Consider the following 20,521-nt stretch of genomic DNA (forward strand, 5'->3'; position numbering starts at 1 on the left):
GTTCCGGTTGTCCGTCTATACTTTTTTCAAATAATTTACAAGATTTTTTTCATGACCCGATACTGGTGCGAGGAGGAGTGAGATGAAGAAGATAAGTCGGTTGGCGTTGGCTGTAATCCTGGCCCTGTCCGTTGGTCTGGCCGTTTCGGGATGTTCCCGGAAAAAGGTGGTATCCGAGGCCGGGCCCGCTGCGCCGGCTCCGGTTGTTGTAACCCCGGACAGTGGTGACACCGGCGGCATGGCGGCCACAGAGGAACCCCTTGACTCCACCGGGCCTGCAGTGCTTGCCGGCGCCCAGACCATTCTTGAGGGCAGGACCTCGGCTCCGTTGCTGCCGGTTTATTTTGATTTTGATAAGTCGAATATCCGGGCCGACCAGGTTGAGCGGATTAAGCAGAATGGTGCTTTTCTGCAGTCGAACCCCGCAACCGCTGTCCGGATCGAGGGCAACTGCGACGAGCGGGGCACCAATGAGTACAATGCGGCCCTGGGTGAACGGCGGGCCTTGAGCGCCAAGAAATACCTGGTCAACCTCGGGGTTTCCGCCGGCCGGCTGACGACCATCAGCTATGGCGAGGAAAGGCCGTTGTTGCACGGCCATGACGAGTTGTCCTGGGCCCAGAACCGGCGGGCCGATTTTGTAATTAACCGGTAAGACGGTTGGGTGGCGGGAAGCCGGACCAGGTTGTCGGGATCTCCTGATTCGGCTGTTCCCTTGTTGTTGGGGTAATGGACCTGTAAGCAACCGGGGTGGGACAGTCGCATTGACTTCTCATCCCGGTTTTTTTATGTGTTTTATTATAATTTTGACATGTGAGGTGTGAGGTTATGAATAGAATGAAAGTGTGGGCGGTAATGGTCGTTGTCTTGCTGTTGGCGGTACAGACCGTCTCCAGTGAGGCCCTGGCCGGTGACGAGAAAACAGTGACCATTGCAACCGTCAAGCTCAAGGAGGTCCTGACCAGGACGCCCGGGGCAAAAGAGGCGCGGGCAGCGGCGAACAAGATCGTTAATGCCAAAAAGGCTGCATATGAAAAGGAGTTCAACAAGGATTCAAAGGAACTTGAGGAATTGCAGGCGCAGATCAACAGCGCGGTCTTGAGTGCGGAAGCACGAGAGAAAATGATTGTCGAGTTCCGGAAAAAGGGCGCGGTCCTGCAGCAGAAAGTAAGACTTGCCCAGGTGGAACTGGACAAGCTGGACCAGCAGGCCATGGAGCCGGTCCTGGCGGAACTCCATGCGGCGTTGGCCGGGATTGGCAAGGAACACGGATTTACCTTGATCCTTGAGAATTCGCGCACCGGGCTGGAGTCGCCCCATGGTCTGCTTTACGCGGATGAATCCATCGATATCACCGACCTGGTCGTCGAGGCCCTGGCGGCGCGGCTCGCCGGGATCAAGAAATAACGGTCGCAATCCGGCTGGAAGCCGGCCGGGCCGGAGAGATCCGGGGATGAGGATAATCGCGGCACAAGCGTCCGGCCGTTACCAGGCGATTCCCCCTTGGCCGCGCCGTCAGGGATGATCTTCCGGGTGCAGCCGCCAGACGAAGATATTGGCGGCAATCTCATCGGCCAGCGCCAGTTCGGTGTTGCCGAACTTGATACAGATTGTCGGGCTGTTCCGGTGCACGGTGAGCACCACCCCGGGATGGAGGCCAAAAGAGATCAACTGGTGGAAGTTTGAATGGGTGATCGGCTTGATGTAGGTTATCTTGCCGCGTTCCCCCGCCTTTAGTTCGGACAGGCTGACCACGGCCCGGTCCACCACTGTCAACCCCTTGGTGCAGCAACGGCCCCTGGGGATCGGCTTGCCGTCCGGGCAGACCTCCGGGTGCCCCAGCAGGGTGCAGATGGATTCCTCCACCTCCGGCTGGAGGCAGTGTTCAACCTTGCAGGCCACCTCTTCCATGTCCGAGTTTCTCAACTGGAGGATGCTGGACAGCAGGACCTCGGCCAGCCGGTGTCTCCGGACCAGCCCCGCGGCAATAACCTTGCCCGCTTCGGTCAGGTGGATATCGTTATCCTGGCGATGGATCAGCCCCTCCTGCTGGAGGGTGAGCAGGTCCTGGTCCGCAATCTCCACCGGGCAGTTCTTCTTGATCTCTTCCAGCCCGGGTTTCCGATATTCGTTGCTGACCCAGACCGCCTCCAGGATTTCTTCAAGTTCCTCTCGCAACATGTTCTTTACTCCTCAGGAAAAGGTGATTCCCAACAGCCGGCAGGCGTGGTTAAGCAGGGTGCCAGCGGTAATGGCGTAGATGAGCACGGCGGTGACAATTATCGTCGCGACCCTGGCGCCCCGTTCCTTGAACAGTACGATAATCGCATTCATGCAGGGGGTGAGAAAGGTCATCACCAGCAGGTTGACCACCAGCTGGCGGTTGGTGTACACGTTGTGCAGATGTTCCAGTTCGGCGGCCCCGCTTTCCCGCCTGATAATGGTCTTGATGAACACCTGAACGCTTTTCTCCGGCAGGCCCATCATGGTTGTAACCAGCGGCCGGGCCGCCCGTTCCAGCATCTCAAGGCCGCCCATCCGCTGGAACAGAAAGACCACCAGGGAGGCCAGGATAAATATCGGTACCGTCTCTATCATGAAAAAATAGGTTTTGCGGGCCGCATTCTTGACAACCATGGTCAGTTTAGGGACCCGCAACGGCGGGATCTCCATGAGGAACGGGGAACGGGTCCCGGGCAGGATCTTGTTCAGGATAAAGCCGGCAATAAAGACCTGGGCGAGAAGTAAGCCGAATACGGTCAGGGAGGCGGAGACCGGCATCCGGCCCAGGATAATCAGCATCACCGCGATCAGCGGGGCGCAGGGTATGCCCAGCAGCAGCAGCAGGGTGGCGATGATCCGTTCCTTGTTCGAACCGAGCATCCGGGTGGTGAGGATGGCCATGGTGACACAGGAAAAACCCATGATCAGCGGGATGACCCCCTTGCCGTTCAGCCCCATTTTCTGAAAGATTTTGTTGAGCAGGATCGACAGCCGGGGCAGATAGCCCGAGTCCTGCAGGATTCCAAAGGCGATGTAGAAACAGAAGAATACCGGCAGCACCAGACCAAGGGCCAGGAATACGCCGGTGGGCAGGATGCCGAAGTCGGGATCCACGATCATGTCCCGGATAAATGCACTGGGGATCGGGGCGACCAGTTTCACCGTGAGCGGGATCAGGAATTTTTCGAACAGGGTGGCGTTGATGGTATCCACCACCAGGGTGGCGGCAAAGGAGCCGACAAAGAGATACATTGCCGCCACCACCGCCATGGCAATGGGGATGCCGGTATGCAACTGGGTGCACCAGTCGCCCATGGTGACCAGAAACGGGTTCCTGGTGGGCGGCCTAACCTGTTGGATCTCCCGGGCCACCTGTTCCGCCCTGTTGTTATAAAGGGTGCTGACCAGAATCCGGAATCCTTCGGGATCCTGCCGGCGATGGGCCGCGGCAAGTTCCTTCAGCTCGACCAGGGTCGCTTCATCATAGCGGCGGGCCAGATAGCGCTCTATTTCCCGGTCTTCGGTAAGGAGTAACAGACCGATGCCCCGGGGCGAGATGGCCGGGCCATCGAGGCGGGCGGCAACCTTTTCAAAAAAATCCTCCACCCAATCCGGATATGTGACCCGGGCGGTGGCTGGCCGCATTTCCTTTAGTGCCGCCAGCAGCGAGCGGAGGCCGACACCCTCCTTGGCAATGGTGGCGCATATTTCGATTCCAAGGATCCGGCTGAGCCGGTTGAAGTCGATCTCCACCCCGCGGGAAGATGCCTCGTCAACCATGTTGACGGCCAGCAGCATGGGCAGGCCGTACTCGGCGTATTGAAAGGCAATGGCCAGGGACCTGGTGATGTTCTTGGCGTCAGCCACCAGGATAACCCCCTGGGCCGGCGCCGGGTCAGCGGGTGAGAGTAGAATGTCCCGGGAGACAAGCTCGTCCTCGTTCTGGGAAAAGATGGAGCATATGCCCGGGGTAAGAAAAAGGGTCTGGCCGGTATCCTTGATCAGCCCCTTTTTGATCGATACCGTGGTGCCGGGGAAGTGAACGGTTGTGATCTCCCGGCAGAGCTGGCGAAACAGGGTGGACTTGCCCACGTTCATGTTGCCGACCAGGACAAGGCCGGGTTGTTCCCGGGCCGGGCCTGGTCCCTGGGCGCAACATTTTTGTTCATGATTGGGGAGGTTCATTGCAATGGCATTTCTTGTTATGGTGAAACAGGCCGTGGTTGCCGGGGTAGTGCGGGGGTAGCGGGTCTTATACCAGTTGAGCGAGAACTGAACTGAGTCCATTTCCGCCGGGTCCGGTTGTTTGATCGCGGAGCCAAGATAGCGTTCTTTTCCTGCAAAGTCAAAATATTTTTTTGGAGACCGAATCAATTTCGGAGCCCCTAATCTTTTCCGGTAAAAAAACCGTTGCCAGTGAACGGGCGCTGGCAGACGCAGGCAACGGTTGCCGCCGGAACAGCCTGTTGTCAGGGGTGTTGACATGGTTGTGGTTGTAAATCCGCATCGCCTGGTGTATGTCCATAGCAGGTTGAGGCGGGACGCTGCGGACGAATCGCTGCCCGGCGCCTATGGTGCGTTGCGGCGATCACGGGCATCGCGGCCGCGGTCTTTCCGCATCCCATACTTTTGTGGAATTTTCCGTAACTCGCACCGTACATCCCGTGGGTGGCTGGTGTTGCGGAGTTGATCCATCGGAATCAGAGGGAGTTTTGTATGAACAGGCCGTTGAGCATGACCGGGTTTGGCCGCGGCGAGAGCAGTGGTGACGGCAGAACATGGGTGGTCGAATTACGTTCCGTCAATCACCGTTTTCTGGATGTCAAAATCAGGATGCCCTGGAAATATGCCGCTCTTGAGGAGAGGGTCAAGCGGGAGCTTGGCCGTTACTACGGCCGCGGTCATATCGATCTGACGGTCAGTAGCAACGGTGATGGCGGTGCGGGAGTCCGTCTCGAGGCAAATCTGCCCCTGGCCCGGGAATACCATAACTGCCTGAAGCAGATTCATCAGGATCTGCAACTGACCGGGGCCCCGGACCTGGCGATGGTGCTCTCCTGTCGGGACGTGATCGGACCGGCCGCCGAGGTTGAGGAAGATCTGGACAGGGCCTGGTCCTTTATCGGTGAAGCGCTCAACAGGGCGCTCAAAGACGCGCTGGCGATGCGGGAGAAGGAGGGCCGGACATTGAAGGCCGATCTTCTCGGCCGTCTCGAAACCTTTGCCGGAACCGTGGAAAGAGTGGAACTGGCGGTCCCGGATATCAACCGGAAAAGGCAGGAAAGCCTGAAAGAACGGCTTGACAATCTCCTGCAAGGCGTTGATATTGACCCGGTGCGATTGGCGCAGGAGGCGGCGGTCCTGGTCGATAAGTCGGATATTACCGAAGAGATGGTCCGGCTCCGCAGTCATATGGAGCAGTTTGCCGGGATGCTGGCCGCGGCCGAACCAATCGGCCGAAAGCTTGATTTTCTGATCCAGGAGTTTTTGCGGGAGATCAACACCATGGTCTCGAAAATCGGCAATGCCGCCGTGGCCCATCATATAGTTGATCTCAAGAACGAGTTGGAGAAGATGCGCGAGCAGATTCAAAACCTGGAATAATTTTGAGCCGGGGGGTGTTATGGACGGCAGGATGATTAACGTGGGCTTTGGCAACACGGTTGTTGCCAGACGTATTCTGGCCATTGTTTCTCCCCATTCTTCCCCGATGCGCAAGCTCAAGGATGAGGCCAGGAAGACCGGTCGCCTTATTGATGTCACCGAGGGGCGGCGGACCAGATCGATTATTATCCTGGACAGCAACCATGTGATCCTTTCTTCGGTGCAGCGGGAGACCCTGACCCAGCGGTTCATGCCGGCAATCATCGACCAACGCGCCATTGAGGAAGGGCAGGAGAGTTGATGCGGGGCGAGTTGTTCATCATCTCGGCGCCGTCCGGCGCCGGCAAGACCACCCTGTTGAAAAAGGTGATGGCCGGGCTGCCCGGGCTGGCCTTTTCGGTTTCCCACACCACCCGGCCCCCCCGGGCCGGGGAAAAGAACGGGGTTGACTATCATTTCGTCGGCCGTGAGACCTTCCGGACGATGCGGGATTCCGGAGAGTTTCTGGAGTGGGCCGAGGTCCATGGAAACTTTTACGGCACCAGCCGTCAGGCAGTGGAGGCCGGTCTGGCCCGGGGACTCGACGTGGTTCTGGACATCGATGTCCAGGGGGCGCGGCAGATATGGGAAGTGATTGACGACTGCTGCTCGATCTTCATTGCCCCGCCGTCAATGGCGGAACTCAGGCGTCGCCTGACCGGACGGTCCACGGATCCGCCCGAAACGATTGAGCTGAGGATAAAAAACGCGCAGCAGGAGATGGCGGCCCTGGACCGGTACCAGTATCTGATCGTCAACGATGACCTGGATACGGCGGCCGAGGTACTCCGTTCGGTGATCATTGCCCAGCGGAGCCGCAAACGCCGTTCTCCTGCCGGCTTTGCCCTGTCCCTTTCTTTTACGGATCAGGATCATGGATAAGAAGGCCCGGCGGGCTGAACCGGAAAAAGAGTCAGGCTACGAGTTGCTCTGGGGTGTCCACCCTGTCCTTGAGATGCTGCGGGACAATCCGCAGCGGGTTAGCGAGATTACCATCCATCGTTCCAGGTCCGGCCCCAGGATCCAGGAGATTATCGATCTGGCCAGGGGAGCAGGGATCAAGCTCCGCTTCGATACCCCCCGGGGGAAGGGACCGGCGGGAGATATCGATGGCAAGGGCCGCCAGGGGGTAATCGCCAGGGTGCTCCCCTTTGCCCTCCTTTCCCTGGACGGCCTGATCGAACGGCTGCGGTCCGTTGACGGGACACCGCTGCTTCTGGCCCTTGATACCATCCAGGATCCCCATAATCTCGGGGCGATCATTCGTACCGCACTGGCTGCCGGCGCCCATGGAGTAATCATTACCAGGGAACGTTCGGCCCCGTTGTCCGGTACCGTTGCCAAGGCCTCGGCCGGAGCGGTTGCCCGCATGGATATCTGCCGGGTTACCAATCTGGTCACCACCCTGAAACGGTTGCAGAAGGAGGGGATCTGGGTATTCGGCACGGTAAAGGATGGACCGTTGACCATCCATCAGGCCGAGTTTACCCGGCCGCTCTGCCTGGTGGTCGGCGGCGAGGGCAAGGGTATCCGGCCGCTGGTGCGGGAGCAGTGCGACTACCTGGTCACCATTCCCATGCAGGGCCGGCTCGATTCGCTGAACAGCTCGGTGGCCGCCGCGGTCTCCCTGTACGAGATCGTCCGTCAGCGGATGACAGAAGACGGATGACAGATGACGGAAAAAACCAGTGGACAGTGGGCAGTGGACGGTGGACAGTGAAAAAGATATAGAGCAGTAATGGTGGTCTGGATGCCCTCAGCGCCTCTGTTTTTGGTTTACTGTCATCTGTCCTCTGGCTTCTGAAACCTGCACCTTGTCTGCGTTGAGGTACGCTCAAACCGGAATATTTTGTTTTTCTTCCAACAACACGTCCCGCTGAGATGAATTTTCCTGATTCGGTCCAAGCCTACTGGCCTGTTTTTATCTCCCTTGCCACCCTTGGGATCACCGGGGGCACGGCCTTTCATATTATTCTGAAGAAACGCAACACCCGGTCGGCGGTCGGCTGGCTGGGCCTGGTCTGGTTTGCCCCGGTCCTAGGGGTCTGCCTCTACTGGCTTTTCGGGGTCAACCGGATCAAGAGACGCGCCCGGCTGCGTTTTGCCGGAAAACAGACCGTGCCGCTGCCGGAAACCGGGTCAACGGTATCGCCCGGTTTTATCTGGGAAAGGTTTGGTGAACATAGAACCGGCCTGACCGATCTCTGCCGCTTGACAACCGAGATCTCCAGGCAGCCGATTTTACAGGGCAACCGGATCGAGCCATTGCCCGGCGGCGGGCAGGCCTTTGGCCGGATGCTGTCGGCCATTGCCCGGGCCCGACATTCCATTGCCCTGGCCACCTATATATTTGATAACGATCATTGGGGCAAGAAGTTCCGGGTCGCCCTGGCCGGGGCAAAAAACCGGGGGGTCGAGGTAAGGGTCCTGATTGACGGGGTGGGCGTCAACTACAGCTTTCCCCCTATTATCTGGGGACTGCGCCGGGACGGGGTTACAGTGGCCTGTTTCATGCAGACCGTTCTGCCCTGGCGGTTTCGTTACGTCAACCTCCGTAACCATCGCAAGATTCTCGTTGTTGATGGAAAAACCGGTTTTACCGGCGGGATGAACATCCGCTCCGGCAACGTGATTGAGGATGGCCCGGCAAAACCGGTCCAGGATGTCCATTTCCTGGTCAGGGGACCGGTTGTCGCCGAGCTGCAGCAGACCTTTGTCGAGGACTGGATGTTCACCACCGGCGAAAGGTTGGCCGGACCGGAGTGGTTCCCGGAGTTGTCCCACCATGGAGAGGGGGCGGCCCGGGGGATTGACGACGGTCCGGATGAGGATTTTGACAAACTCCGTTTCGTGATCATGGGGGCATTGGCATCCGCCCGTTCCTCGATCTGGATCATGACCCCTTATTTTCTGCCCGACGAGGTACTGCTTACCAGTATCCGGGTGGCGGCGCTGCGGGGCGTGGAGGTGCGGATATTTCTGCCCGGGACGTCGAATCTGCGCATGGTGAAATGGGCCGCTGATGCCGGCCTGGAAGAGTTGCTCGATTCGGGATGCCGTATCTTCTCGACCCCGCCGCCATTCGATCATTCGAAGTTGATGGTTGTTGACCGCGGCTGGGTGCTGCTGGGCTCGGCAAACTGGGACCCGCGCAGCCTGGCCCTGAACTTTGAGTTCAACCTGGAGTGCTACGATACGCATCTGGCCCGGGCCGTGGAGGATATTATCCTCCAAAAGGCTGAGCAGGCCGATGAACTGACCTTGCGGCAGCTGCGGGCAACCTCTCTGCCGGTCCGGCTGAGGAACAATTTTTTCAGGCTCTTTGCCCCCTACCTCTGACCGGGCAATGCCGGTCAGATGAAATGCGTATACGAAAACGGTATTAGACCCGGGAAGGAGTGGCTGGCCCAGCTTCGTACATAAAACCATGCTATTCCCGTATTGAATTACCGGCTATATGCTTTATATTTACAATCACTGATAATTCTAACGCTGGTATTCCGAACACAAGGAAAACAAGCAGGGCGGTGTTACCGGGTCGGGGCCGGCATTGAGACGGATGAATGGGTTGCGGTCCTTGTGGGTGTACCCCGGAGACGTGACTTTCCTGAATTCCCTGTCATCGAAGGAGGCAAGAGATGAAAACAGCAATTATTACAGGAATTACCGCCGGTCTGTTGTTTTTTGCAATGACCGGCCCGGTCAAGGCCGCAACCATTGATGATAATTATGTGGGGGCCGGATACTCTGAAGATGTTTACGGCAGAATAGGTATCTACGATATTGACCGGATGGATGTTTCTTTCTCCGGCTCGACGATGGAGGTGAAGATCTTTTCCGATTTTTTCTGGTTCCTGAATCAGCAGAACAGCTCCGCCACCTCCGCATCGCACCACTGCGGCGGCGGCAGCAGCAGCGGGATCAATTGGACCCTCGGCGATCTTTTCTTAAGCAGCAACGGCTGGAATCCTTTTGGCAGCGCCCCTTACGGAAGTGATGACCACTCCAATGGCGAAATCTGGGAATATGCGGTTGTGCTTGACAGTCACGACGCCAGCACGACCTCCGGCAACCTGGCCCTCTATCAGGTCGACCAGGGCAGGATCGTGCTTTCGACAACCTCGGCAACCCCCAACCGGCCGGGCCACGAGGTTCTCTACGATCATAACGGACTGGCCTGGGTCAACAACGGAACCTGGGAATTCACCTTTGTCAACGGCAACAACTACAGCGAAACAGCGCCCGATGATGTCTATGATTACATGACCATGAGTTTCGACATTGCCGGAACCAACCTGACCTCCTCCGGGACCGGGCTGCACTGGGCCGAGACCTGCGCCAACGATGTCATTGAAGGGCCGGGATCTTCTCCAGTACCCATCCCGCCGTCTGCCCTGCTTTTGTTCCCCGGAGTGGCCATCCTGGTCGGCAACCGGATCAGGCTCAGGAAAAACGATTCCTGAATCAATGAGATAAATTTGTCGGTCTCGCAACAACCTGCGAGACGGACGTGTATCATGTTGTAACTTGTTGATTTTATTGGATGGCATTTGAAGCCTTTCGGGTTGTTACGAGGTCATCAAATTTGTCGGTCTCGCAACAACCCGCTCGACGGACGTGATTCGTCTTGTAACTTGTTGATTTTATTGGGTGGCATTTGAAGCCTTTCGGGTTGTTACGAGTTCATCAAATTTAATACCGGCTCTTTTATTACTGTTAAGGGAGGGGGGTGTTCTACCCCCCCTCCCTTTTCTTGTTTCTCTCCTTCATTCCGGCGCGCAACAGGTCGCCCAGGGTTCCCAGTTGCCGGCCGGTTTCCGCCTCATCGCCCAGATAGTGTCGATGGTCAGTGGCCGGCCCGGTCTTATCCCCGGTCCCGGATGGCTGGTCGGGCAGGGCGAGGGAGATCCGTTTCCGGTCACAATCGATCTCTTCGATACAGACCTCAACCATCTGGCCCTGTTCCAGCACCTCCCGGGGATGGTTGAGCCGCCGGCCCTTGCCCAGTTTGGAGATATGGAGCAGGCCGTCGATCCCGGGTTTCAGGGTGACAAAGGCGCCGAAATCGACCAGCCGGACCACAGTACCCTGAAGGCAGGAACCCTTGGCCAGGTCGACTTGCTCCCAGGGGTCCGGCTGGGCCGCTCTCAGGCTCAGGGTGATCCGGTCCCGGTCCCAGTCCAGTTTCAGTACCGCCAGGGTGACCTCCTGGCCGATTGACAGCAGATCGTTGATGTTGTCGACCCGGCCCCAGGCAATCTCGGAGATTGGAATCAGCCCGTCGATCCCGCCGATGTCGGCAAAGGCGCCGAAGTCGCGGATCGAGGTAATGGTGCCCCGCACCTCGGCCCCTTCCGTCAGGGTGGCGGCCAGGGCCTTTTTTTGTTCCTCCCGTTCCTCTTCCAGAATGGCCCGGCGGGAGACCAGCAGGTTGCGCCTCTCAGGGTCATATTCGGTGATCTTGAACAGGAAACGCTGGTCCAGGTACTCCTCCGCCGGCTTGGCCCGGCGCAGATCGATCTGGGAAAAGGGGCAGAAGGCCCGGGTTCCGGCCACCTTCACCTCAAAGCCGCCCTTGATCTCTTTTACAACAGTCCCTTCCACCGGGATACTGCTTAAAAAGGCCTCCTGCAAGTGTTGTTGGGCCGCGCTGCCACCGGTGAGCCGGGTGGTAAACTGTAATTCCCGGCGTACGCTTCCCAGGAAATAGACACCCAGTTTGTCGCCTTCCTTGATCGTCGGGTTGCCCTCTTCGTCCAGCAGTTCCTTTAACTCCAGCGAGCCGTCTCCCTTGGTGCCGACATCGATAAACACGTATTCCTTGCCGATACTGGTCACCGTGGCCGACACCTTCTGGCCCGGCTTGAGGTGTTGTTGCTGCCGGGCGTCTTTTTTAAAGAGTTCTGCGAAACTTTCTTCCATGATGTCCTCTTGGTTTCAAAATGTAAAATGCAAAGTTAAGAATGATGAATTGCTTAATCGTGTGTTTTTTTCTGTCCTCTGTCTATTTCAGGATCGAGCCGCAGGCGTTGATGAAGAGTCGGTTTTCTTCTTCTGTTTTCAAGGAAATCCGAAAGTAATGCTCATCCAGTCCGACAAAGTTGGCGCAGTTCCTGATCATGATCCGCTGTTCCAGCAACTTCTCCCTCAGATACTCAACAGTGGTTTCCCCCTTAAGCAGATTGAGGATGAAATTGGCTGTGCCGGGAATCACCTCCACCCCGGGCATGGCTGCCAGGGCCGCGGCCATGGCTGGCCGGTTCTGTTCAACAAAGCGGATGTTCTCCTCCGCCCGGGCATCACCGTATTTGAGCAGATACTCGCCGGCGATCTGGGCCAGCCGGTTGACTCCCCACGGTTTGTGTCTGCTGGTGATCCGGGCCATGATCTTTGCATCCGCCGCCAGGAATCCGAGCCGCAGTCCGGGGATCCCATAGATCTTGGAAAAGGAGCGGAGCAGGCAGAGGTTCTCCGGCAAGGGAAAGGAGAGCAGCGATCTCTCCCGGACAAAGGGCAGATAGGATTCATCCACCACAAAGAGTGTGTCCGGATGACAGCGGATGCAGGCATTAAGGTCGGCGCTGGCAGTGAGTCCGCTGGTGGGGTTGTTGGGGTTGCAGATAAAGACCAGTTCCCGGCCCGAGAGTTGTGCCTGCAGCCGGTGGAGATCAAGCCTGAACTCCTCATGCCGGCGCAAGGGGAAATGGGTTGCCGGAAGACCGGCCCAGGCGCAGGCCTGGTCATAGTCGCCATAGGTCGGGGTAACGATCAGGGCATGCCGGAGCCGGTCGGCCAGGGTCAGGGGGATGTTGTATATAAACTCGGTGGTGCCGTTGCCGGCCAGGATGTTGGCAGGGCTCAATCCATGCTTGTCGGCAAAGGCCTGTACCAGCGATTCGCTCGCTGTTTCCGGAAGATAAGCGATCTCGGCTATGCCCTTTCTCAACACCTCGTCCAGGCCGGGGACCATGCCCAGGGGCGAGAGGTTGCTGCTCATGTCAATGAGTTGGTCGGGTCGACAGCCAAGCTCCTTGGCCGTGTTGATGATGTTGCCGCCATGCAGGGTGCTCATTATCTGCCTCTGTTTGTTTTGTTGTGGATCGCCAGGCTGAGATATTTTTTGTTTTCAGTAAACATCAGACGCTTGTTCACCAGGTCGTTGACAAAGGCCAGGAGTGGCTGCCGCCGGATCCGCGGGAAGCGTTGCTCCAGTTCAAGGATCGAGCAGGGCTGGTTGCAGGCAAGATAGATTGCCCGGGATGTGCCCTGCAGCCGGTGGTGGAGGGTCGGTTGGTCCGGCAGTTCCTGGCGGATAATCAGAAAACCGGCGCCGTCCCGATAGGAAAGGGCTCCCGGGCTCCGGCCGGTGTCGGCCCGCCGGGCATGGAAGCGTTGCCATAGGCCGACCTTGTCCGCCACCGGCCGCCACAGTCTGCGTTGCATTTTCCGGTCGCCGCGGTACCCCTTGATCAGCAGGGTGAGACCGGCCAGCAGTTCCCCGGGGAAAAGCGCCTTGTTGCGGGGATCGGTGACCATGGCCCGGATATGGAACTTTTTCGGGCTTTGCTGGACCGGGCTGCCATGGCCGAGGAAAAAGACGGCAATGGTCAGCGGTCGAAAGGGAAGGACGAAATCGAGATTCGCCAGGGTCTCGGCAACCTCTGCCGGCGTGGATCCGGGAAACTCGGTGATCAGGTTGCCCTCGAGTACGATATCCTGTTCCATGCCGTTCTTCAAGACAACGATATTGTCGAGCACGGTCACGCCCTTGTTGAGGCGGGCAAGCAGGGAGTTGCTTAACGACTCGATTCCCACCTGGACCGTGGTCAGGCCGCCGCTGCGGAACACGGCCAGTTCCTTCGGACCGGTGGTTGCCCGTATTTCACCGAAAAAGCGGTAGTCCGGCCGCTGTTTGGCCAGTTGGCCGAAGAACCGGACCGCCTCGGCCGGGGGCAGCGCGTTATCGGTAAAGGTGAAGTCCAGGACCTGGTATCGTTCAGCCAGGGTGCTGACCTCCTGTAGAACCCTGGCCGCTTTTTTGCGGCGATATCCCTGCCACTGGAGGTTGAGATTGCAGAAGGCGCATTTTCCCCACCAGCAGCCGCGGGAGAACTCCAGGGGCAGCACCGGAATAAAGGGACGGCTGGCGAACCACTGCTGCAGTTCCGCAAAGTAGTCCTGGTAGTCCGGTACCGGCAGGCGGTTGAGGTCCTTGAGCTGCGGACTCGGGGCGCGGGCCTTCGCGGCCGGCCGCACCCGGCTGTTCAGGGTCTCGGGCAGGGTAGCCCGTTTCCCGGCAAGGAACCGGCAGAGTTCGCGTAGCGGGATTTCACCCTCGCCGGGTACTACATAATCCACCTGGGGAAAGGTGAGCAACGAGCTTCCCAGTGAGCCGGCGCAGATACTGCCGCCCAGGACCACCATCAGGTCGGGATGTGTTCTTTTTATCCCGGCGGCCGCGGTCAACGAGGCGAGCAGTTGGTTGAAGCAGACCGAAAATCCCACCAGCTGGTATCGGGACCAGTCCTGACGGGCGAGCCAGGCGGTCAACTGCTGCTCCAATATGGCCAGGGTCTGGTTGAAATCAAAGTCAGGTCCCCGGCTCCTGCGCGGTTTCCGGCGGTGTCGGGCAACGGCCATCCGGGCCGCATCCTCTTTTTGTTCCGGGAAAAGCAGTGCGCTGTAGCAGGCCTCGCCGACCCAGGACTCCTGCGAGATCCAGTGATAGAGGTCTGTGCCTATCTTGTCCGCCACCTCCAGGTAGGGGTGCATGGTATCCACCGTCAGCCAGTCCCGGTCGGCGGCCAGATAGGCCTTGAGTCCGCCGAGTTGGATCGAGGGCCGGTTGAAAAGCGCCCAGGGCATGGAGACCAGGGCCAACCGCAGGGAGGAGTGGGACCGGTGAACAGGAGAGATGCGGGATCGGGACGCCATGGCAAAGAAGAACAAAGAACTACTGGTTGATGATTTCCGTGTCCGGCGGCGGGCTGAACTTGAACAGGCCCGGGTCGATCCCCTGATCGTCCCCAACGGTGTGCATGCTGATATTGCTGAAAGAGATGTCAGTGACCGTGTTGAAATGGTCGATGATCCGTATCCGCTGGATGAGAAAATCCGGCGCATCGACCCAGAGATAAAGCTGGGCCACCTGCGGCTGCGGTTGCCTGGGGATAAGCTTGAGCAGATAGGTGGTGTCCCTGGCGAATCGTGCCCCGTCCGCAAAGGAGACAATAAAGTCGCGCAGGATATCCCCGCTGCCGGTGAAAAAACCATAGATGACATCGGACTGAAGATATTCCCTGGCCGGGGAGGTGATCAGCTGGTGTGATTTTTCAAAGTACATGGTCAGGGTGGTGCCGTTGCTGATCAGCACCTGCCGGTCGGGGCTGAAGTAGTCCCAGCGCATCAGCCCGGGTTTCCGGAGGATGACCCGGCCGCTGCCCTGGCGCTGGCGGCGGCTCAGCTTGAGGGTGGTCACCTGGGTGAAGTCGGCGGACATGCCCTGGGCGGTCTCGTAATTTTTCTGGATATGGCGGGCCACGCTCTCCGCATCCAGCCGGTCCTGGCCCGCCCCCCTGAGAGGAAGGCCAAGCACGACCAGGAAAAAAAGGGCCAGGCGGAATAAAAGGACAGGGACACGGGGACGCATGGGTAATTCCTGATTAATAATGATGGATGGAGACGTGACAACCCGAAATGTTTCAAATGACACCGAATAGAATCAATAAGTTACAACATGACACACGTCCGTCTCGTGGTAAACATTCAGTAAACCCCCTCCTGTCGGGAAAGGGGTCTTCTTCTACCAACGGCCGCTCCATTGAAAAGGGCCGGCTGTTCATAAACAGGCTATCAAGCAGGAACTCGCTTCGCCGCAACGGCGATTCGGAAGCCATAAGCATATCCTGCCGAAGTTGTTTCAAATTCCGCTTTTGCCGTCACGGCTGCGGCTCAGGGTCCGCTACACCGTTCGGTATAAGAAAACCCCTTTCCCGGTCCAACCTCAAACGTACGGGGGTTACCGAAACCTTACGGACCAACCAGCATGGCATGGCCATATCGTCCCGTAACAACACCGAGACCAGGAAAAGGCGCTAAAGCCTTTTCCCGGTCTCGGGTTCTCTTTAAAGTTGTAACCCGGCCCCGGGCCAGGTCACTGCCACCGCCCTGCCCTATTTCTGCAGGAAATGCGCATCCATGTGACACTCGATACACTCCGGCATCTTCTTATGGATGGCGGCGCCGTGCGGCTCACCATGGCATCCCCGGCACTGCGGCACCGTTGGATGGCTGCCACGGTGACAGAAGGCGCAGGTAAAGGTCTGGTGCTTGGTGGTGGTCTGGGCCATCAACTCGCCGATCTCCTCATGACACGGCACGCAGAAGGCGCGGGGGGTGGTAATGTCCGGCACGATCTGCAGGGGATGGTGGGCCGGATGACAGGCAAGACAGTCGGCCATGACCTGGCCCTCGGCATGGGGCTCGTGACACCTGGAGCAATCGGGGATCTCGCCATGCTTCTCATGGCAGAAATTACAGGACTGCTCGGAGTGCTTGCTCGGATACTGGGCAAACTCGTCACCCTGCTGCTGATGACAGGTCAGACATTCCTTGACCCGCTCACCCTCGAATACGATACCCAGGGGGTTGTGGGGATCAACATGGCAACTGAGACAATCGTCCAGGGCAAAGTGGGTTTTATCGCCAGGGTCATGGCACATTGAGCATTGCGGGACAATCTCCGTGCCCCATGGTCCATGTTCCAGGTGGCAGTCGAGACAGGTGACCGCGGTCTTATGCATGCTCTCATTGGCGGCGATGGTCACCGGCTCCTTCTCGTGGCATTTTGCGCAGTCGGATACCGCCAGCTCAGCCCGCTCGGCCTTGACCGTTCCGGCGGCACCCACCGTGATCATCGCGGAGAGAACCGTCGCCCCCAGAACCTTGCCCAGTAACACCATATTTCTTTTCAGCATCTCAGTTGCCCCTTCCTTAGTTTCGAGTAGCGTTTGAAATTGAGCCCCGTCCGAATCCCCCTGGACCCCGGCATTTAAAATAACTTCTGGATTATTCGCTTGTCGATCAAACGAAACACGCTGACAGACCGGAAAAAACGGTCAAGACATGAATGTTGATTCATTATCAGAATCGCTCCGCTTTTGTCAAGCTCTAATTATAATCGCTCCGGCTGGTCACCGCTCCGTAATCACCCGGAAAGTCCGGCCCCGGAAGCCTGCGGCTATTTCACCACATTATGGTTGTCCATATGGCAGTCAAGGCAAAGTGGAAAATCCCGGTGCATCTTCGGTGCATGGGGCTTGCCATGACATACCCAGCAGCCCGGCCTGCTGGGGTGGCCGCCGCGGTGACAGTAGGCACAGGTGAACTTCCGATGTTTGATTTTAGTTTTCCGCAGCATTTTACCCGGCTCCGGGTGACAGGCGACACAAAAGCGACGCGGCGTCGACATCTTATAAAAAATACGCAACGGCCGGTGCGCCGGATGGCAGCCCAGGCAGTCGGCCATGGTCTGGCCATAGGTGTGCGGTTCATGACATTGAAGGCACTGGGGTATCTGGCCATGTTTTTCATGACAGAAGGTGCAGGCCTGTTGGGAATGACGGCTTGGAAATTCCTCGAATTCCTTGCCCTGTTCCTGGTGACAGGTCAGACAGGGCGCGGTTATCACGTCGGCAAGCACCAGTTCAAGCGGATTATGGGGGTCGGAATGGCAATTCAGGCAGTTGGCGAGCTTGAAGTGGGAACGCCCCTGGTGGCACCTGGTACACGGGGGAATGATGTCCCTGCCCCAGGGGCCGTGTTCGCGGTGGCAGTCAAGGCAGGTAACCGCTGTCTTGTGCCTGCTCTCGTTCCCGGCAATGGTTGCCGACTCCTTCTGATGACACTTGATGCAGTCGGCAAGCTCGAGCCGGGGCCGTTCCGCCGCCCCCGGCCGGGCCCGGCCGATGTAAATCAGCGCAAAAACAAGGGCAACAGCAACCAGCAATGGTACACCCGCGCCCTTCCTTCCCCGCATCCCGGCATCCCTCCTCAACTTGCGGACCTTGCCCGGCCGGCCCCGGCGGAACGAGCGCCATCCACGCTTATTCCCACGGTTTCAGAGACCTTGCCGGAACCAGGCCGTAACAAAACAAAACTTCGGTTCAATATCAGGATCGCTCCGTTCCTGTCAAGGTTTAAATCCTTAAAACAGCGCCGTGGCCGGGCAGGAAGCCTTTTTCAGGGTGCAGGGTGCAGGAAACCAGAAGACAGAAGACGGATAAACCAAAAACAGAGGTGCTGGGAATATTGGGTTATTGGTTATTGGTAAAAGACTATAACGTGTTGCCACTATTAACAAATAACGAATAACTATTAACTTTCTTCACCGTCCACCGTCCACCGTCCTCTGTCTTCTGTCTTCCGTCCTCTGTCCTCTGCCCTCTGCCCTCTGTCTTCCGTCCTCTGTCCTCTGTCAAGACCCGTGCTTGACCAGCCTTTGATTGGACAATTCGATATAATCGAGCAGCACCCGGCCGCTTTCGAGCAACACCGGGTCATTGTCCGGGATCTCATTGGTCGGTACATGGTCGGCCGGTTTCTCCTCTTCAAGGGAGTCAATGGAGTCGAGCGGCTCCATCCCCTTGGCCCGCCGCCGTTTGTTCTCCGCTGCCAGCAGCCGCTTTTGCGCCTCTTTTCTCTCCCTGCGGCGCACTGTCTCGTTAAGGGAGATCTCCTTTCTGGACCGGAGGGCCTTCTGGGCCGCGATCCGGCTCAACAGGTAACCATAGTCCGGGTCCGTTTTGAGCCGTTCCTGGTGCCGGGCCCGCAATTGGTTGAGATAGGGGGCAAAGAAAAAATAGCTCTGGTGGCGGCGCGGCCGGATGATGTCCCAGGGCAGGGATTCATCCAGGGAACTCTCGCCGAGCTTTTCCTTATCATACATGCTGGGATAGAGAATATCCGGGGCAACCCCCTTATGCTGGGTGCTTTCCCCGGAAACCCGATAAAACTTTGCCGAGGTGGTCTTCAGGTGGCCGTGACTCAAGGCAAGCAGGGTCTGCACCGTGCCCTTGCCAAAGGTCTGCTCGCCGATGATCAGTCCACGCCGATAGTCCTGGATCGCCCCGGCAAAAATCTCCGAGGCCGAGGCGCTCATCCGGTTGACCAGCACGGCCAGCGGCCCCTGGTAAACGATCCCCTTTTCCGGATCCTTTAACACCTCCACCCGGCCGCCGGCACTCTTGATCTGTACCGTGGGACCGTGGTCAATGAACAACCCGGTCAGGCTGTTCGCCTCCTGCAGCGATCCGCCGCTGTTGTCCCGCAGATCGATGACCACCCCGTCCACCCGGGCCGCGATCAATTCCTTGAGCAGACGTCTCACATCGGTGGTGGTGCTCTTATAATTCCTGAGGTGGGCCCGCATCCCCTTGAAGTCCACATAAAAGGTCGGGATATCGATCACCCCTATCTTGTAGGTCACCCCGTTGCGGACCAGATCAATGATCTTCTTCCGGGCGGCCTGCTCCTCAAGCTTGACCCGGTTGCGGATGATCCGCACCGTCCTGGTGAGATGTTCATCCTCGGCCGCGGCCGGAATGATCTGCAGCCGGACCATTGTCCCCTTGGGACCCCGGATCAGCTGCACCACATCATCGATCCGCCAGCCGACCACATCGACCAACTCGCCGCCATCGCCCTGCCCCACCCCGACGATCCGATCCCCGGGGCTGAGTTTCCCGGTCTTCTTCGCCGGGCCGCCGGCAATCAGCCTGACGATCTTGACATACTCGTCCTCGGTCTGGAGCACCGCCCCGATCCCCTCAAAGGAAAGGCTCATGCTGATATCGAAGTTCTCCGAACCACGGGGCGACAGATAGCTGGTATGGGGGTCATAGAGCTGGGCCAGGGCATTTATATAGGCCTGAAAGGCATCTTCACTGCGGGCCTGCCGGAGCTGGTTCAGCTGGTTGCGATACCGCTTGCCCACGATTTCAGCGGCCGCCTCGATTGTTTTACCCCTCAGCTTCTGGCTGAGGAGGTTGGCCTTCAGCCGCTTTTGCCACAGCTCGTCGAGTTCCGCGGTGGTGGCGGCCCAGGGCGCGTCCTCCCGGTCAACGACCATGGTCTCGTCCACATCAAAACGGATCCGGTCCAGCCCATGGTCCAGGGAGTCCAGTACAAAGAGCAGCCGTTCGGCCACCCGCTGCTGGAAACGATTGTATATCTTGTAGGCTGGCAGCAGTTGATTGGCGAGCAGGAAATCGTCGAACCGGTCCCGGTAGATCTCAAACTCGCGGATATCGTCAGCCAGAAAATAAAGCCGGTTGCGGTCAAGATCAGCCAGGTACCGGTCCAGGAGCCTGGAGGAGAGGTGATCATCAATCTCCTGGCTCCGGTAATGATTATGCTCCAGGTCATCGACGATCTCCCGGTTGACCAGGACATGGGCCCGTTCCGGGACAAGGACCGTATAATGGCCGGCAGGGGCGGCGGGCGCCGCCGTGGTCCGGACCGCGGCCCCGGCCAGCAAAAAAAGAACCGCCCAGCCGATGATTGTCCACTTTGTCAAGCCGGCCCTCAGGCCGGGGGAGCGATTTCGCGCCCCATGGGTAAAAAAAACAGTCATCTGAAAAAAAATCCTTGCAACTCGGGTTGTCGGATTAAGGGTTCACGGCTGGATCGTCAACCGCGTCCCATAAACCATTGCGCGGCAACTTTCCGCCGCCGCAACGGAAACCCATCGTAAACATTCAGTAAACCCCTCCTGTCGGGAAAGGGGTCTTCTTCTACCAACGGCCGCTCCATTGAGAAGGGCCGGCTGTTCATAAACAGGCTATCAAGCAGGAACTCGCTTCGCCGCGGCGGCGAT

General features: G+C 58.3%; 19 protein-coding genes. 8 read left to right on the plus strand and 11 right to left on the minus strand.

Annotation, left to right across the window (positions count from 1 at the left end):
• Positions 1-82 precede the first annotated feature (82 nt).
• A complete protein-coding gene (pal, locus tag L3J03_04655; protein MCF6290268.1) occupies positions 83-655 on the plus strand; it encodes a peptidoglycan-associated lipoprotein Pal in 573 nt (190 codons plus the stop codon).
• Between the two features lie 173 nt (positions 656-828).
• Entirely contained in the window at positions 829-1,407 is a 579-nt protein-coding gene (locus L3J03_04660) for an OmpH family outer membrane protein (GenBank protein ID MCF6290269.1), read from the plus strand.
• A 108-nt stretch (positions 1,408-1,515) separates the two neighbouring features.
• Here the strand turns inward: L3J03_04660 and L3J03_04665 are convergent, their stop codons facing one another.
• Entirely contained in the window at positions 1,516-2,181 is a 666-nt protein-coding gene (locus L3J03_04665; protein ID MCF6290270.1) for a metal-dependent transcriptional regulator, read from the minus strand.
• A 12-nt stretch (positions 2,182-2,193) separates the two neighbouring features.
• Positions 2,194-4,290 (minus strand): ferrous iron transporter B, encoded by a 2,097-nt coding sequence (locus L3J03_04670; GenBank protein MCF6290271.1) that lies wholly within the window; start codon positions 4,288-4,290, stop codon positions 2,194-2,196.
• Positions 4,291-4,719: 429 nt separating this feature from the next.
• Here L3J03_04670 and L3J03_04675 point away from each other — a divergent pair, with 429 nt between their 5' ends.
• From L3J03_04675 to L3J03_04700, 6 genes are all read left to right on the plus strand, one after another.
• Positions 4,720-5,607 (plus strand): YicC family protein, encoded by an 888-nt coding sequence (locus tag L3J03_04675; GenBank protein ID MCF6290272.1) that lies wholly within the window; start codon positions 4,720-4,722, stop codon positions 5,605-5,607.
• A 19-nt stretch (positions 5,608-5,626) separates the two neighbouring features.
• Positions 5,627-5,908 carry a DUF370 domain-containing protein gene (locus L3J03_04680; GenBank protein ID MCF6290273.1) on the plus strand — a complete coding sequence of 94 codons (282 nt, stop codon included), beginning with the start codon at positions 5,627-5,629 and terminating at the stop codon, positions 5,906-5,908.
• Positions 5,908-6,528 (plus strand): guanylate kinase, encoded by a 621-nt coding sequence (gmk, locus tag L3J03_04685; protein ID MCF6290274.1) that lies wholly within the window; start codon positions 5,908-5,910, stop codon positions 6,526-6,528. The genes L3J03_04680 and gmk overlap by 1 nt, the downstream gene beginning before the upstream one ends.
• Positions 6,521-7,315, plus strand: coding sequence for a 23S rRNA (guanosine(2251)-2'-O)-methyltransferase RlmB (rlmB, locus tag L3J03_04690; GenBank protein ID MCF6290275.1), 795 nt, complete (start codon positions 6,521-6,523; stop codon positions 7,313-7,315). Before gmk ends, rlmB begins: the two co-directional genes overlap by 8 nt.
• A gap of 212 nt (positions 7,316-7,527) precedes the next feature.
• On the plus strand, positions 7,528-8,985 hold the full coding sequence (locus L3J03_04695; GenBank protein ID MCF6290276.1) for a phospholipase D-like domain-containing protein: 1,458 nt from the start codon (positions 7,528-7,530) through the stop codon (positions 8,983-8,985).
• A 299-nt stretch (positions 8,986-9,284) separates the two neighbouring features.
• Positions 9,285-10,109: a hypothetical protein gene (locus L3J03_04700; GenBank protein MCF6290277.1), complete on the plus strand. Its 825-nt coding sequence runs from the start codon at positions 9,285-9,287 to the stop codon at positions 10,107-10,109.
• 271 nt (positions 10,110-10,380) lie between these two features.
• Here the strand turns inward: L3J03_04700 and rpsA are convergent, their stop codons facing one another.
• From rpsA to L3J03_04745, 9 genes are all read right to left on the minus strand, one after another.
• On the minus strand, positions 10,381-11,568 hold the full coding sequence (gene rpsA, locus L3J03_04705; protein MCF6290278.1) for a 30S ribosomal protein S1: 1,188 nt from the start codon (positions 11,566-11,568) through the stop codon (positions 10,381-10,383).
• Positions 11,569-11,650: 82 nt separating this feature from the next.
• Positions 11,651-12,718, minus strand: a complete 1,068-nt coding sequence (locus L3J03_04710; GenBank protein ID MCF6290279.1) for an aminotransferase class I/II-fold pyridoxal phosphate-dependent enzyme — start codon at positions 12,716-12,718, stop codon at positions 11,651-11,653.
• Entirely contained in the window at positions 12,718-14,580 is a 1,863-nt protein-coding gene (locus L3J03_04715) for a RiPP maturation radical SAM C-methyltransferase (GenBank protein MCF6290280.1), read from the minus strand. Before L3J03_04715 ends, L3J03_04710 begins: the two co-directional genes overlap by 1 nt.
• A 19-nt stretch (positions 14,581-14,599) precedes the next feature.
• Positions 14,600-15,295 carry an outer membrane lipoprotein carrier protein LolA gene (locus tag L3J03_04720; GenBank protein ID MCF6290281.1) on the minus strand — a complete coding sequence of 232 codons (696 nt, stop codon included), beginning with the start codon at positions 15,293-15,295 and terminating at the stop codon, positions 14,600-14,602.
• Between the two features lie 52 nt (positions 15,296-15,347).
• Positions 15,348-15,542, minus strand: a complete 195-nt coding sequence (locus tag L3J03_04725; protein ID MCF6290282.1) for a hypothetical protein — start codon at positions 15,540-15,542, stop codon at positions 15,348-15,350.
• A 276-nt stretch (positions 15,543-15,818) separates the two neighbouring features.
• Positions 15,819-16,622, minus strand: coding sequence for a hypothetical protein (locus L3J03_04730; protein ID MCF6290283.1), 804 nt, complete (start codon positions 16,620-16,622; stop codon positions 15,819-15,821).
• A 263-nt stretch (positions 16,623-16,885) separates the two neighbouring features.
• A complete protein-coding gene (locus tag L3J03_04735) occupies positions 16,886-17,683 on the minus strand; it encodes a hypothetical protein (GenBank protein MCF6290284.1) in 798 nt (265 codons plus the stop codon).
• 438 nt (positions 17,684-18,121) lie between these two features.
• Positions 18,122-20,221: a carboxy terminal-processing peptidase gene (locus tag L3J03_04740; protein ID MCF6290285.1), complete on the minus strand. Its 2,100-nt coding sequence runs from the start codon at positions 20,219-20,221 to the stop codon at positions 18,122-18,124.
• A gap of 113 nt (positions 20,222-20,334) precedes the next feature.
• The coding region (locus L3J03_04745; GenBank protein ID MCF6290286.1) for a hypothetical protein at positions 20,335-20,521 on the minus strand (187 nt) is incomplete at its 5' end.

This window comes from Desulfobacterales bacterium, from assembly GCA_021647905.1.
Taxonomy (GTDB): domain Bacteria; phylum Desulfobacterota; class Desulfobulbia; order Desulfobulbales; family BM004; genus JAKITW01.